Genomic DNA, 13,637 nt, shown 5'->3' with positions numbered 1-13,637 from the left:
CCCCTCTGGGGGGAGGGACGGGTAGGGGCGGCAGGGGCGAGATACTCCCCGGCTTCGGCGGCGGGTGGCGGCAAGGCATCGTGTGCCACCTGGCCCGCAGCCCGGTTCCAGGGTGCTGAAACCGTGGTGAAACCGCGCTGAATGCGGCCTGCCGCAACCTCCTCGGCATGACCACAACGACATCGCACTCACTCGCCATCGCGGCCAAGGGGCTGCGGAAGGCCTACGGGGACAAGACGGTCCTCGACGGCATCGACCTGGCGGTGCCGGCCGGCACGGTCTTCGCGCTGCTCGGCCCGAACGGCGCCGGGAAGACCACCGCCGTCAAGATCCTCTCCACCCTCGTCAGCGCGGACGCCGCCGACCTGCGCGTCGGCGGCCACGACCTGGCCACCGACCCGCGGGCCGTGCGCGCCGCGATCGGCGTCACCGGGCAGTTCTCCGCCGTCGACGGCCTGATCACCGGCGAGGAGAACATGCTCCTCATGGCGGACCTGCACCACCTGCCCAGGCAGGACGGGCGGCGCACCACCGCCGAGCTGCTCGAGCGCTTCGATCTCACCGAGGCCGCGAAGAAGCCCGCCTCCACCTACTCCGGCGGTATGAAGCGCCGCCTCGACCTCGCCATGACGCTGGTCGGCGACCCGCGGATCATCTTCCTCGACGAGCCGACCACCGGCCTCGACCCGCGCAGCCGCCACAACATGTGGGACATCATCCGCGGGCTCGTCGCCGACGGGGTGACCGTCTTCCTCACCACCCAGTACCTGGAGGAGGCCGACGAACTCGCCGACCGTATCGCCGTGTTGCACGACGGCACGATCGCGGCCGAGGGAAGCGCCGAGGAACTCAAGCGCCTTGTCCCCGGCGGGCACGTCCGGCTCCGCTTCACCGACCCGGTCGCCTACCAGTCGGCCGCCGCCGCCCTGCGCGAGGTCACCCGGGACGACGAGGCGCTGGCGCTCCAGATCCCCAGCGACGGCAGCCAGCGCGAGCTGCGCTCCATCCTCGACTGGCTGGACTCGGCCGGCGTCGAGGCGGACGAGCTGACCGTGCACACCCCCGACCTCGACGACGTGTTCTTCGCCCTGACCGGCCCTGCCGCCGCCCTCACCACGGGCACCTCCACCGTCCCCAGCCAGTCCTAGGAGTCCGTCCGATGAGCAGTGCCCTCTCCCTCGCCGTGCGCGACTCGTCGACGATGCTGCGCCGCAACCTGCTGCACGCGCGCCGCTATCCGTCGATGACGCTGAACCTGCTGCTCACGCCGATCATGCTGCTGCTGCTCTTCGTCTACGTCTTCGGCGACGTGATGAGCGCGGGCATCGGTGGCGGCGGCGCCGACCGCTCCGACTACATCGCCTACATCGTCCCGGGCCTGCTGATGATGACCATCGGCAGCACCGTGATCGGGGCCGCGATCGCCGTTTCCATGGACATGACCGAGGGCCTCATCGCCCGCTTCCGCACGATGGCGATCTACCGGGGCTCGCTGCTCATCGGGCACGTTGTGGGCAGCGTGCTGCAGGTGCTCGCCAGCCTGGTCCTCGTCGGTGTCGTCGCCGTGGCCATCGGCTTCCGGTCCACGGACGCGACGGCTCTGGAGTGGCTGGCGGCGTTCGGGCTGCTCACGCTGTTCTCCCTGGCGCTCACCTGGATCGCGGTCGGGATGGGCATGGCCAGCCCGAACCCCGAGGCGGCCAGCAACATGGCGATGCCGCTGATCCTTCTCCCGCTCATCTCCAGCGCCTTCATCCCGACCGACACGATGCCCGGCTGGTTCCAGCCGATCGCCGAGTACCAGCCCTTCACCCCGGCCATCGAAACCCTGCGCGGACTCCTCCTCGGTACCGGGATCGGCAACAACGGGTGGATCGCCCTCGCCTGGTGCGTCGGCCTGACCGTGCTCGGCTACCGCTGGTCGACGGCCCAGTTCAACCGCGACCCGAGGTAACCGCCGTGACGGCGTGGGCCGCGTCCCGCAACTCGTCCCGCCCCAGGGCGGCGTACTCCGACACCGCGTCGGCGTACGCCGCCCCGTCGGCTTCCCCGGCCGCCCGCCGGGCGCGGTCCGCCGACATCGTCGGCTGGTAGTCGCGCAGCACCCGCAGCCGTTCGGCCAGTGCCAGCATCCGTACGGCGGTCGAGGTGTCGTCGCCGGAGGCGAGCCCGGCCAGGCCGAGGGCGTGCAGGACCGTCCCGAGCACGGGGAGGTCCTTGGGCGAGCCGGCCGGACCGGAGAGCATTGTCCGCAGCCCCTGCCGAAGCCGGCCGACCGGCTCCGCGACCAGTTCGAGACGGCCGGCATACGCGTGCGCCGTCACCGCCGCCGACTGGATCTGCAGCGCCCACCGGTCCAGGAAAGGGTCGCCGCCGGGCATCTGGCCCGCCCCGACCACCCCCTCCACGGCGCCGCGCCACAGGCCGAGCCCGACCTCCGTCAGTCCGCGGGCGAGCGCGATCTCGGCCCGGCCGCCGAGATCGGCGCTGTCGGAGTCGTCCATCTGCGGGTTGTACGCGTCCTCCGCCTGGCGCAGCCAGTACTCGGCCTCGTCGGGGTCGCCGCGCTGGAGGCAGGCGAGGACGAGGCCCCAGCGGACGCCGAAGGTGTCGTGCTCGTCGCCGAGCCGAGACAGCGCCGTGAGCGCCGCCCTGAGATGCTCGTACGCGGCCTCACCCCGCTCCATGTGCAGGTACAGCTCGCTCAGCCGGGCGTGGCCCAGGACCTGCAGGAACGGGTTGTCGACCGGCGCCAGCGCGGTGATGATCCGGCTGGCCGAGGCGAGCGCGCGGTCGATGTCGTGCTCCGCCTCCCAGACGTACGTGGCGACGCACTCGGCCATGCCGGCGAGCAGCGGCTGCTCGCTCTCGCAGAGCTGCCGCAGTACGTCGTAGTCGGGAGGCAGCATCTCGGGGACCGCGCTCAGCACGGTCGCGAAGGCCCGCAGCAGGGTGTCCGGCGGGGCCGGGGGCAGCCGCCGGAGGGTGACCAACTGGCGTACGACGTGCGGGCCGTAGCCCATGAACAGGCTCGCCGTGCACAACACCGCGGCGGCGCGGGCGGCTTCGACGTACTCGGGCTCGGGGTGGTAGTGCGACAGGGCCGGTCCGGTGTCGGCGGCGAGGGCGGTGAGGCGGGGGTAGTTGGAGCCGGTGGACCACAGGGCGCCGAGAACCGCGGTGAGGGCGGCGACGGTGGGACCGTCCGTACGGGCCAGGGCGTGCCGCAGGGCCAGTACGAGGTTGTCCTGCTCGGCCCTGATCAGCCTCCGGACGGCCAGCGGTTCCGAGCCGAAGAACCAGTCGTGATAGGCGACCCCGAAGTCCCGTGCCCAGGCTAGGAGTTGGGAGATGGCCGCCTCGTCCTCGCCCGCCTCCGCCCGCCGGGCCGCGCTGAACTCCCGTACGGTCTCCAGCATCCGGAACCGGACACCGGCCGGGGTCTCGGCGACGGTGAGCAGCGACTGGTCGGCCAGCTGCTCCAGCAGGAACAGGGCGTCCTCACCGAGGACATGCTCCGCTGCTTCCCCCGCGAAGCCGCCGGGGAAGACGGACAGCAGGCGCAGCGCGGTCCTGGCCTCCTCGGCGAGCAGGTTCCAGCTCCAGTCGACGACCGCGTGCAGGGTGCGGTGGCGCTCCGGTGCGTCCCGGGCTCCGCCGCGCAGCAGCGCGAACCGGTTGCCGAGGCGGCGGGCGATCTCCGGCACCGACAGCACCCGTACCCGGGCCGCCGCCAGTTCCACGGCGAGCGGCAGCCCGTCGAGGTGGCGGCACAGCTCGGCCACCGCGTCCGGCGGCAGCTCCACACCGGGCCGGGCTGCTCTGGCCCGCTGGATGAACAGCTCGACGGAGGTGGTGAGTTGGAGCTCCGGCAGCGCGTACACCGCCTCCGAGGTCAGGCCGAGCGGGGCCCGGCTGGTGGCGAGCACCCGCAGGTCCTTCGAGGACGAGACCAGGGCCCGTACGAGGCCGGCGGCACCGGCGACGACCTGCTCGCAGTTGTCGAGGACGAGGAGCGCGGGCCCGGCGCCGAGTACGCCGAGGATGCCGGGCACCGGGTCGTGGCCGCTCACGGCGCCGGGCCGCTTCTCGCCCGCGCCGAGCACGGAGGCCACCTCGGCGGCCACGTCCGCGTCGGCGGTGACACCGGCGAGCGGCACGAAATACACCACGCGCTGCTCGGCCCGCCGACTCGCGGCGTGCGCGAGCCGGGTCTTGCCGAGACCCCCGGGGCCGACGACGGTGACGGCGCGGGAGGCGCGCAACAGCCGTTCCACCGCAGCGAGGTCCTCGTCCCGGCCCAGCAGCGGATTCGGCTCGTGCGGCACACCGTGCCTGACCACGGGTGCCTCGCCGGACAGCAACTCCTGTTGCACGGACTTGAGTGGGGCCCCGGGGTCGGTGCCGAGCCCGTCGCGCAGCTCCCTCCGGTACGCCTCGTACCGGGTCAGCGCGGCGGACGGGCCCGCCGACGCCGCCTCGGCGCGCAGCAGTTCGGCGAGCACCTCCTCGTCGCGCGGATGCTCGGCGGCTGCCACGGCCAGCGGCCCGGCGGCCTCCGCGTGCCGCCCGAGGCGGGCGAGGGCGAGCGCCCGCGCACGGACGAGGGTGCGGTGGACGGGGGCCCGCTCGGCGCAGAGCGCGGCAACGGGGTCGTGGAGGTCGCCGTCACCGTCCCCGTCCGCGGTCCCCTCCCACAGGGCGAGCCCGGCGTCGGCGGCGGCCAGGGAGCCCGCGTGGTCCCCGGCCCTGGCCCGGTCCGCGCTCGCGGCGGCGTGCAGCAACAGGGCGGAGCTGTCGACCTGGTCCTCGGTGAGGGCGAGCCGGTATCCGGTCGGTGTGCTCGCGAGGACGTCGGCGCCCAACTGCGCCCGCGCCCGGGACACCAGGACCTGCAACGCCTTTCCCGGCCGCTCCGGCAACTCGTCCGGCCACAGCCCCGCCACCAGGCGCTCGGTGCCGCAGCCGGTGCGCAGGTCGCTCGCGAGGAGTGCGAGGAGGGCGCGCAGGCGGGGCGCGGTGACTTCCTGCCCGCGCCAGGAGACACGCGGGAGGAGGGTCAGGTCGGTGGTCATCCGTGCAGCGTAGCCAAGGGGTGGGCCGCCGGAACTCCTGCTGGGGGCCGAACTTCCGCCGCACGGGCGGCTGTCGGGATCGGGGCTACGCATGTCCGTTGAACATGGCGACCAGGCTGTGGGGTGCGTTGTCGCCGTAGAGGACCTCGTGGATCCGGGCGCCTTCGGCGGCGGCTGCGGCGCTACGGGGGAACAGGGCCTGCTCGTACTCGGTGAGCGCGGTCTCGATGTCGCCGGGGTGGGCGGCGATGGCCCGGGCGAGTTCGGCGCCGTCGTACATGGCCAGGTTGGCGCCCTCGCCGTTCGGGATGGTGACGTGGGCGGCGTCGCCGAGCAGGGTCACCCCCGGCACCCGGTCCCAGCGGTGCCCGCTGGGCAGGGCGTTGATGGCGCGCACGACCGGTGTGGTCTCGCTGTCGGTGATCAGCGCGGTGAGTTCCGGCGCCCAGCCGTCGAACTCCTGCGCGATCCGTGCCGTGGCGGCGGCGGAGTCGGTGAGATCGATGCCCGCGAACCAGTCCTGGGGCTCGGTGAGCATCACGTAGGTGTGCAGGGTGCCGCCACGCTCCCGGTGGGCCCCGAGTCCCTTTCCCGGCGCGAGCGCGAACAGGGCCCCGCCGCCGACCGTTTTCGCGTGGGTCGGATGCCGGGTGTCGCTGTCGAAGAGGTAGGTCTCGACGAACGACATGCCGGTGTACGCGGGTGTCGCGTCGGAGAGCAGGGGCCGGACGCGGGACCAGGCGCCGTCCGCGCCGACGAGCAGGCCCGTGGTGAGGGCGGTGCCGTCGGCGAAGGTCACCTCGTGGCGGCCGTCGGCGAGGGTACGGGTGGAGCTGACCTTGTGACCCCATCGGACGGTGCCGGGCGGGAGCGAGTCGAGCAGCAGCTGCCGCAGCTCGCCGCGCGGTACCTCGGGGCGGCCACCCGTACCGTCGTCGGCCTCCTCGAACAGGACGGTGCCGTCCCGGTCGAGGACCCGTGTCGCCTCGCCGCCCTCCAGGACGAGGCCGCGGAACTCGTCGAACAGGCCGGCCGCCTTGAGGGCGAGCTGGCCGTCGTGCTCGTGGATGTCGAGCAGCCCACCCTGGGCGCGGGCGGTCGCCGAGGGCTCGGCCTCGTAGACCGTCGCCGGGATGCCGTTGACGTGGAGGACGCGGGCGAGGGTCAGCCCGCCGAGGCCGGCGCCGATGATCGTGACGTTTTCGTGAGTGGTGGTGGTCATGGTCGTGACTCCTTGGGTGCGTGTCGCAGCTCGTGGCCGGGCGGACACCCGGCAGCTCACTTCTGGAACACCGTTCCAGCGCTGTCGGTGTCAGCTTGGAACGCCGTTCCATGGATGTCAAGCTGGAACGGTGTTCCAGGCGTATGTCAGGATGGGTGCATGGCTACAACCAGGACGCGTCGTCCGGAGCGACGAGAGGAGCCGCTCTCCCGGGAGCGCATCGTCGAGGCGGCGATCGGGCTTCTCGACGAGTCGGGCGAGGCCGGGCTCACGTTCCGCGCGCTGGCCAGGCATCTCTCCACCGGGCCCGGTGCGATCTACTGGCACGTCACGGGCAAGGACGAGCTGCTCGGTGCCGCCACGGAATCCGTGGTCGCCGGTGCCATGCCGGCCGCCGCCACCGCCGGTGCGACACCGCGGGAAGCGGTCCGTGCCCTCGCGGTCGGCGTGTTCGACGCGATCGACGCCCACCCGTGGATCGGCACGCAACTCGCCCGCGCCCCGGCGCAGTCGCCGCTGCTGCGGATCTTCGAGCACCTCGGGCGCCAGGTCCAGGCGCTGGGGGTGCCCCAGGCCGCCCAGTTCACCGCCGCGTCCGCGCTGCTGAACTACATCCTCGGCGTGGGCGGCCAGAACGCGGCCAACGCCCGCGACCACCGTCCGGGCACGACCCGGGCGGAGTTCCTGGGCGCGGTCTCGGACTCGTGGGCGAACCTCGATCCCGACGAGTACGCGTTCACCCGGAGCGTCGCGGAGCAGCTACGCGATCACGACGACCGGGAGGAGTTCCTGGCGGGGATCGACCTCATCGTCGCCGGGATCACTGCGCGGTGGTGAACTTCCGCCAGGCGGTGCGGGAGAGGTGGAGTATGGGGGCGTCGGGGGTTTCGGGGGGTGTCTTGGAGTCGCGGACGGCGACCACTTCTGGGAGGTTGCGGGCGACTTCGACACATTCGCCGCTGCCGGTGCTGTAGCTGGACTTCGCGAATTTGAAGGCGCCTATCAACGCATGTCCTCGCAGATGTTCTCGATCAGCCTGAGCGAGTCTTTTGGGGCCAGGCTCAGTCTTGCCGTGCGGTCGAAGAACGAGCTGTACGTCGTACTGTCGGCCTCGTTCTCGACCCACACGGTAGCCGCGATGCTGTCGACGTGGACCACGTCAACCGCCTCGGCTTCCGCGAACGAGACGATGTTGAAGGAACCGCCGATGCATGCGTGTCCGCCTGCTCGGAACGGCAGTACCTGCACACGTACGTTGGGGAGTTCGGCGACCTCGATGAGGTGCTGCAACTGGGCGCGCATGACCTCGGGGCCGCCGACCTGCTGGTGCAGGACGCCTTCTCCGATGACCGCGTAGAACTGGAGCGGGTTGCTTTCCGACAGGCGTGCTTGGCGTTTCTGTCGAACATCGACAACACCCTCGATCTCGTCGGGGTCTTGCCACAGCCCCTCGCTTACGACAACCCCCCTGGTGTACTCGGGGGTTTGCAGCAGTCCGGGAATCAGGGACTGTTGCCACGCGCGGATCTCGGAGGCGGCGTCCTCCATGGCGATGTATTCGGCGATCCCCCTGGCCTGCGGGGCGTGTTGCCACCAGCCTTTTGTCTTGCGGCGCTCGCGGTCGAGCTTGGCGAGGGCGAGGAGCCGACTGAGCGTCTTCGGATCCTCCAGGCCGTAGCACTCGCACAGCGCCCGGATGTCGACGTCACGCATCGGCACCAAGCCCTGCTCCATCTTCACGATCTTCGAGTTGGTCGCGTCGAGAACGCTGGCGGCTTGCTGCTGGGTCTTTCCGGCGGCGTCCCGGAGGCGTAGCAACTCGCCACCGAGACGGCGGCCCAAAACAGTTGACGCTCGGTTACCTGCTGGCGCGGATCGGTTCACGGGATCAGTCTCGCGCTTCGGAAGGCCCTCCGTCACACGATGGAGCCAATTGTCTCCAAGCTGCTTGCGCTCAAGCTTAATGGCTCGCTACGTTCGGTGCTCGGCCGATCGCCTGTCGGTGACCGCATGCACTCGGAGGTGCACCCCCATGCCCGACCCCCTCCTCCATGAAGACCGCCTCGACTACACCCCCGTCCCCCGCAGCGTCCCCCTCGCCCGCACCCGCACCGCCCGTCTGGTCGTCGAGTGGGGGCATCCGGGGCTGGCCGGTGATGTCGCCCTCGTCGTCAGCGAGTTGCTGACCAACGCCGTGCTGCACGGCAGCATCCGAGGACGCCTCATCCGCGTACGTCTCACCGTCACGGCCACCTCCCTCCGCGTCGAGGTCAGTGACCCGTGTGCCGAGCGGATGCCCTGTCCGCGTGAGGTGACCGACGATGACCAGTTCGGGCGGGGGCTGCTGCTGGTCGGGGCGCTGGCCGAGCGGTGGGGGGTGGGGCCACGGGAAGGTGTGGGGAAGACGGTCTGGGCGGAGTGGGGGCTCGCTGTCGTCCCGTGTGGTGCCGGTCCGCTCATCGGCGTCCAGAAGTGACGGGCCGGGTAGGCGATCGGCAGTGTCGACCCCGCCGTACGGGAGCGGGCGATCCGCGGGGCCGACTGGATCGCCCCGCCCTCGGGTCGGCATCCAGAACAGGATAAGAGTAGCTATAATAACTGCACCTATACATGTAACCCCGGGATGCGCCGTGGACAAGCCCGCCGAGATGTTCGACCGAGAGTTCGAGTGGGCCGAGCTGACCCGGTTTGCCGCCCTGCCCGGCCCGAGGGCGACGCTCGGGGTGGTCTCCGGCCGGCGTCGGCAGGGCAAGACCTTCCTGCTCGACGCGGTCTCCCGTGCCAGTGGCGGCTTCATGTTCACCGCGACCGAGACCACCGAGGCCGATGCCCTGCGTCAGTTCGGCGAGGCACTCGCCCGGTACCGGCGCCAGCCCACCCCGTTCCGCTTCGCGCACTGGGACGAGGCGGTCAGCGAACTCATGCGCATCGCCGACGCGGGCGGCCCTAGGGTGGCGGTCATCGACGAGTTCCCCTTCCTCGCCAAAGCCTCCCCCTCGCTGCCGTCGATCATCCAGCGCGCCCTGGACCCCGCCGCCCAGCACACCAACACTCCCGTACGCCTGCTGCTGTGCGGCTCCGCGCTGTCCTTCATGGGCAGACTGCTGTCCGGCAACGCTCCGCTGCGTGGCCGAGCCGGCCTCGAACTCGTGGTGCCCACCCTGGACTTCCGCCTCGCGGCCGAGTTCTGGCAGATCGACGACCCGCGCACCGCGCTGCTGACCAACGCCGTCGTCGGCGGCACACCTGCCTATCGCCGTGAGTTCACCCAGGGCGACACTCCCGCCGGGCCGGACGACTTCGACGCCTGGGTCAGCCGTGCCGTGCTCAACCCGGCGCGCCCGCTCTTCCGTGAGGCCCGCTACCTGCTCGCCGAAGAGCCCGAACTTCACGACACCGCGCTGTATCACTCCGTACTGGCCGCCATCGCCGCGGGCAACGCCGCTCGCGGTGGCATCGCCGACTACCTGGGACGTAAGTCCACCGACCTCGCCCACCCGCTGACCGTCCTCCAGGACGTCGGCATGATCACCCACGAGGCGGATGCCTTCCGCCGCAACCGCTCCGCCTACCGCATCGCCGAGCCGCTCGTGACCTTTTACCACGCGGTCATGCGCCCGGCCTGGGGCGACCTGGAACGCCCCGGGCGGGCGCCCGACGTATGGCGCCGCGCCCAGTCCACGTTCCGCAGCAAAGTCGTGGGCCCGCACTTCGAGCAGGTCTGCCGGGAGTGGGCCCGCTGGCACGCGGCGTCCGGCACCCATGGCGGACACGCCACGCGGGTGGCCGGCGGCACCGTCAACGACCCCGCTGCCAGGACCAGCCATGAGGTCGACGTCGCCGTCCACGGCGAAACCCATGAGGGCCGTCACGCACTGCTCGCCATTGGCGAAGCGAAGTGGAGCGACGTCATGGGGGTCGGCCACCTGGAGCGTCTCCGGCGCGTCCGCTCTCTCCTGATCAAGAGCGGCGCGGCCACCGAGGCGACACGGCTGTACTGCTTCAGCGGCACCGGCTTCACCGACGAACTGCGTCACCTCGCGAAGGGCGACCACGCGATCCAACTGATCGACCTGTTCCGCCTCTACCACGGAGAGTGACTTCCGATCTGTAGGGCGGGGGCCTGATCTGCCGCCCCCGTCGGCGAAGGGTGTCGCCGGGCCCGGTCCGTACGGCGATCGTGGCATGCTGCGGTGTCAACGCTCGTACGGGCGTTCGGTGTTCGGGGCGCGCAGGCCCCGGGCGGGGTGGGGAAGGCGGTCGGATGGAGCGCTCTGCCGAGGGTGGCCTTCCGCGTGTGCTGCCCAGCCTCAGCGCGCCGCGTTTCGTCGGACGGGCGGCCGAACTGCACCGGCTGACAGACGCGTTGGCCCGGCCACCGGCCGCGGTTCTTGTCGAGGGTGAGGCCGGAATCGGCAAGAGCCGGCTCGTTCAGGAGGCGCTGGACCTGCCCGGTGTCGCCGCCCGACGGCCGCTCGCCGCCATGTGCCCCCCGTTCCGGGAGGCCCTCACTTTGGGCCCCGTCGTGGATGCCGCCCGCGATGCCCAACCCGATGTGGCCGAGTTGGTTCTCACGCCCCTCGCCGGGGTGCTGCGGCCCCTGTTCCCCGAGTGGGGGCAGGACCTGCCGCCGGCCCCCGAGGCACTGTCGGACGCGGGCGCCGCCCGGCACCGGCTCTTCCGCGCACTGGCCGAACTGCTGGACGCCATGGGCGTCGGCGTGCTGGTCCTGGAGGACGTCCACTGGGCCGACGAAGCCACCCTGGACTTCCTGCTGTTCCTCTCCTCCCGTCGTTCCCGCCGGCCGAGCCTGGTGCTGACCTACCGCCCCGAGGACGTGGCGCCGGACTCCGCGCTGATGCGGCTGACCTCCCGGCCCCCGGCCGGCACCGGGTACGTACGGATCTGCCTCGGCGCGCTGGACGTGCCGCAGACCGCCGAGCTGATGTCGTCGATGCTGGACGGGGAACACGTCTCCGAGACGTTCGCGTCGTTCCTCCAGGAGCGGACCGACGGCGTGCCACTGGCCATCGAGGAGTCCGTGCGGCTGCTGCGCGACCGGGCCGATCTGGTCCGGCGCGACGGCGAGTGGGTACGCAGGACGCTGGCCGACATCGCGGTGCCGCCCACCATCCGGGACGCCGTCGCCGAGCGCGCCGCGCGCCTCACCCCGGACGCGCAACGCGTGCTGCGGGCCGCCTCCGTACTGGCCGAGCCGGTCGGCCCGGCCGTCCTCGCGACGGTGAGCGGGCTCCCGGACAACGTTGCCGGGAGCGCAGTTGACGCCGCCGTACGCAGTGGACTGCTCGGCGAGGACCGGGCCGGCCGGGTCAGTTTCCGGCACGCGCTGGCGGCCCGTGCGGTCTACGACATGACGCCCGCGCCCGACCGCCGGGCCCTGCACCGGGAAGCGGGCCGCTCACTGCGGGCCATGACACCGCAGCCGGTGGCCCGGCTCGCCCACCACTACCGGGAGGCGGGGGACACCGGGCAGTGGCGCGAGTACGCGGAACGGACCGCCGACCTCGCCCTGGCCTCCGGGGACCATCGCACCGCCGTAGGACTGCTGCACGAGTTGCTCACCGGGAGCGATCCGCCCGCCGCCTCGGTGGTGGCCCGGTGGGCGCAGAAGATGCCGGTCCTGGCCTACGCCGGGCTCGTCGCCCGCGGCGACCTGATCCGCGCGCTGCGCGGGGTGCTGGACGGGGAGGCGCTCGCCCCGCACGACCGCGCGGCCGTCCGGATCCAACTGGGGAGGATGCTGCTGCAGGTGGCCGAGTACGCCGCCGCAGCAGCGGAGTTGGAGAGGGCGCTGCCGGATCTGGTCGGCGATCCGTTCCAGGCCGCCTGGGCGATGAACACGCTCGGCAGCCCGCCGAGCACCATGATGTCCGCCGAGGAGCACCGTCGTTGGCTGGACCGGGCGGCCGACGCGGCCCGGCTGCCGATGACGGCGGACCAGCGGCTGGCTCTGGTGGGGGACCGGGCAACTTCCTTGCTGGAAATGGGAGATGAGGCCGGCTGGGCCGTGGCCGCGGAGCTGCCCGACACCGCGACGACCCCGGAAGGAATGATGCAGCTGGCTCGCGGCGGACTCAACATCGGCAACTCGGCGCTGCGTTGGGGCCGCTACGACGAGGCCAGAGCGCTGCTGACGACCGGGCTGGCCAGGGCCGAAGAACACCGGTACCAGCGGCTCCAGGACATGATCCGGGTGACACTGGTGCACCTGGACTGGTTCACCGGCGCCTGGGACGGACTGGCCGAGCGAGCCGCCGCCCTGGCAGGGGTGGAAGAGGAACCCGTGGTCCAGCTGGACGCCCTGCTGATCACGGCGCTGCTGGACCGGGCGACCGGCGGCGGGGGAGCGGATCCCGGCCCCGTGGCGGTGGCCGACGGCGGGCTCGGGACCGTCGAGGAGCGGTTGCGGCAGGTGCTCGACGCCGGGCTGCGGCGAGGCATCGTGGATCTGCCGCTGGAACCCGCAGCGGCCCTGGCGCGGATCCGGCTCGCCGAGGGGTCGGCCGCCGAGGCGCTGGAGCTGACGGACGGACCGGCCGACGTCGTGGCCCGCAAGGACATCTGGTTGTGGGCCACCGAGTTCGCACCCGTGCGCACCGGAGCCCTTCTCGCGCTCGAACGGCCGGACCAGGCAAGGCAGTTCGTCGCAGACCTGACCGAAGGGCTCAGGGGCAGGAACCTCCCGGCAGCGGACGCGGCCCTGGAGACGTGTCGCGGAATCCTGGCGGAAGGAGAGGGCCGCAGCGTCGAGGCAGCCGCCGCGTTCGGCCGGGCCGTCACCGCCTGGAGGCGCCTGCCCCGGCCGTATGACGCACTGCTCGCGGCCGAACGCCGGGCCGGCTGCCTGCTGGCGGCGGGGGACAGGGACACCGCACTGGCCGAACTCGCCCGCGCGCAGGCCGGGTTCACGGCTCTGGGGGCCCGGACGGACGCCGCCCGGGTGCACGGCGCGCGCCATGCGGCCGGGGCACCGGTACGAGAGGTGTGGCGCGGCGGGCGGCGCGGCTACGGCGACCAACTGTCCCCGCGCGAGCTGGAAGTGGTCCGGCTGATGCTCACCGGTCTGACCAACCCGGCCATCGCACGGGCCCTTTCCCGTTCCCCGAAGACCATCGCCGCGCAACTGAACTCCGCGATGCGCAAATACGGGGTTACCTCGCGTACCGCACTCGCGGTCAGCCTCACCCAGGCCGGAATCACCCCGGCGGAAGGCCACGCCACCGGCGCGGAGTCCCCTCGGTCCGATCTTTAGGTCATCCGCCCCATCGCGAGGACCCGCGGCAGGCATCGATACTCAGTGCGCGCAGGGTCCGGGAGCC

The 13,637-nt window shown here is 72.1% G+C and carries 10 protein-coding genes; 6 read left to right on the top strand and 4 right to left on the bottom strand.

Annotated elements, in window-relative coordinates; translation table 11 throughout:
- Positions 1-167: 167 nt before the first annotated feature.
- Together ACW4TU_RS19330 and ACW4TU_RS19325 are read left to right on the top strand one after the other, a co-directional pair.
- Positions 168-1,148 (top strand): ATP-binding cassette domain-containing protein, encoded by a 981-nt coding sequence (locus tag ACW4TU_RS19330; protein ID WP_457429165.1) that lies wholly within the window; start codon positions 168-170, stop codon positions 1,146-1,148.
- Positions 1,149-1,159: 11 nt separating this feature from the next.
- Complete coding sequence (locus ACW4TU_RS19325; RefSeq protein WP_457429163.1) at positions 1,160-1,954, top strand: ABC transporter permease; 795 nt, start codon at positions 1,160-1,162, stop codon at positions 1,952-1,954.
- Here ACW4TU_RS19325 and ACW4TU_RS19320 read toward each other — a convergent pair.
- Both ACW4TU_RS19320 and ACW4TU_RS19315 read right to left on the bottom strand, forming a co-directional pair.
- On the bottom strand, positions 1,935-5,075 hold the full coding sequence (locus ACW4TU_RS19320) for an ATP-binding protein (RefSeq protein ID WP_457429161.1): 3,141 nt from the start codon (positions 5,073-5,075) through the stop codon (positions 1,935-1,937). The two genes, ACW4TU_RS19325 and ACW4TU_RS19320, sit on opposite strands and share 20 nt — an antisense overlap.
- Before the next feature lie 85 nt (positions 5,076-5,160).
- Entirely contained in the window at positions 5,161-6,297 is a 1,137-nt protein-coding gene (locus tag ACW4TU_RS19315) for an FAD-dependent oxidoreductase (protein WP_457429159.1), read from the bottom strand.
- Between the two features lie 159 nt (positions 6,298-6,456).
- Between ACW4TU_RS19315 and ACW4TU_RS19310 the strand changes: the two genes are divergently transcribed.
- Positions 6,457-7,134 carry a TetR/AcrR family transcriptional regulator gene (locus ACW4TU_RS19310; RefSeq protein ID WP_457429157.1) on the top strand — a complete coding sequence of 226 codons (678 nt, stop codon included), beginning with the start codon at positions 6,457-6,459 and terminating at the stop codon, positions 7,132-7,134.
- On the opposite strand, the gene ACW4TU_RS19305 is transcribed toward ACW4TU_RS19310, so the two are convergent.
- Both ACW4TU_RS19305 and ACW4TU_RS19300 read right to left on the bottom strand, forming a co-directional pair.
- Positions 7,118-7,303, bottom strand: coding sequence for a DUF397 domain-containing protein (locus tag ACW4TU_RS19305; RefSeq protein WP_457429156.1), 186 nt, complete (start codon positions 7,301-7,303; stop codon positions 7,118-7,120). The genes ACW4TU_RS19310 and ACW4TU_RS19305 overlap by 17 nt on opposite strands.
- Positions 7,300-8,181, bottom strand: a complete 882-nt coding sequence (locus tag ACW4TU_RS19300) for a helix-turn-helix domain-containing protein (RefSeq protein WP_457429154.1) — start codon at positions 8,179-8,181, stop codon at positions 7,300-7,302. Before ACW4TU_RS19300 ends, ACW4TU_RS19305 begins: the two co-directional genes overlap by 4 nt.
- Before the next feature lie 148 nt (positions 8,182-8,329).
- Between ACW4TU_RS19300 and ACW4TU_RS19295 the strand changes: the two genes are divergently transcribed.
- From ACW4TU_RS19295 to ACW4TU_RS19285, 3 genes are all read left to right on the top strand, one after another.
- Positions 8,330-8,773 carry an ATP-binding protein gene (locus ACW4TU_RS19295; RefSeq protein ID WP_457429153.1) on the top strand — a complete coding sequence of 148 codons (444 nt, stop codon included), beginning with the start codon at positions 8,330-8,332 and terminating at the stop codon, positions 8,771-8,773.
- Between the two features lie 172 nt (positions 8,774-8,945).
- Positions 8,946-10,397, top strand: coding sequence for an AAA family ATPase (locus ACW4TU_RS19290; RefSeq protein ID WP_457430205.1), 1,452 nt, complete (start codon positions 8,946-8,948; stop codon positions 10,395-10,397).
- A 164-nt stretch (positions 10,398-10,561) separates the two neighbouring features.
- A complete protein-coding gene (locus tag ACW4TU_RS19285; protein WP_457429151.1) occupies positions 10,562-13,570 on the top strand; it encodes a helix-turn-helix transcriptional regulator in 3,009 nt (1,002 codons plus the stop codon).
- Positions 13,571-13,637 lie beyond the last annotated feature (67 nt).

Source organism: Streptomyces kryoterrae, from assembly GCF_054072135.1.
The sequence above is the reverse complement of the archived record's forward strand: the minus strand, read 5'-3'. Positions and strand labels throughout refer to the sequence as shown.

Excerpts from the sequence above, each read along its gene's own strand:
- ACW4TU_RS19325 (WP_457429163.1), top strand. The coding sequence starts at position 1,160 with ATGAGCAGTGCCCTCTCCCTCGCCGTGCGCGACTCGTCGACGATGCTG.
- ACW4TU_RS19310 (WP_457429157.1), top strand. The coding sequence starts at position 6,457 with ATGGCTACAACCAGGACGCGTCGTCCGGAGCGACGAGAGGAGCCGCTC.
- ACW4TU_RS19315 (WP_457429159.1), bottom strand. The coding sequence starts at position 6,297 with ATGACCACCACCACTCACGAAAACGTCACGATCATCGGCGCCGGCCTC.
- ACW4TU_RS19285 (WP_457429151.1), top strand. The coding sequence starts at position 10,562 with ATGGAGCGCTCTGCCGAGGGTGGCCTTCCGCGTGTGCTGCCCAGCCTC.
- ACW4TU_RS19295 (WP_457429153.1), top strand. The coding sequence starts at position 8,330 with ATGCCCGACCCCCTCCTCCATGAAGACCGCCTCGACTACACCCCCGTC.
- ACW4TU_RS19330 (WP_457429165.1), top strand. The coding sequence starts at position 168 with ATGACCACAACGACATCGCACTCACTCGCCATCGCGGCCAAGGGGCTG.
- ACW4TU_RS19320 (WP_457429161.1), bottom strand. The coding sequence starts at position 5,075 with ATGACCACCGACCTGACCCTCCTCCCGCGTGTCTCCTGGCGCGGGCAG.
- ACW4TU_RS19290 (WP_457430205.1), top strand. The coding sequence starts at position 8,946 with ATGTTCGACCGAGAGTTCGAGTGGGCCGAGCTGACCCGGTTTGCCGCC.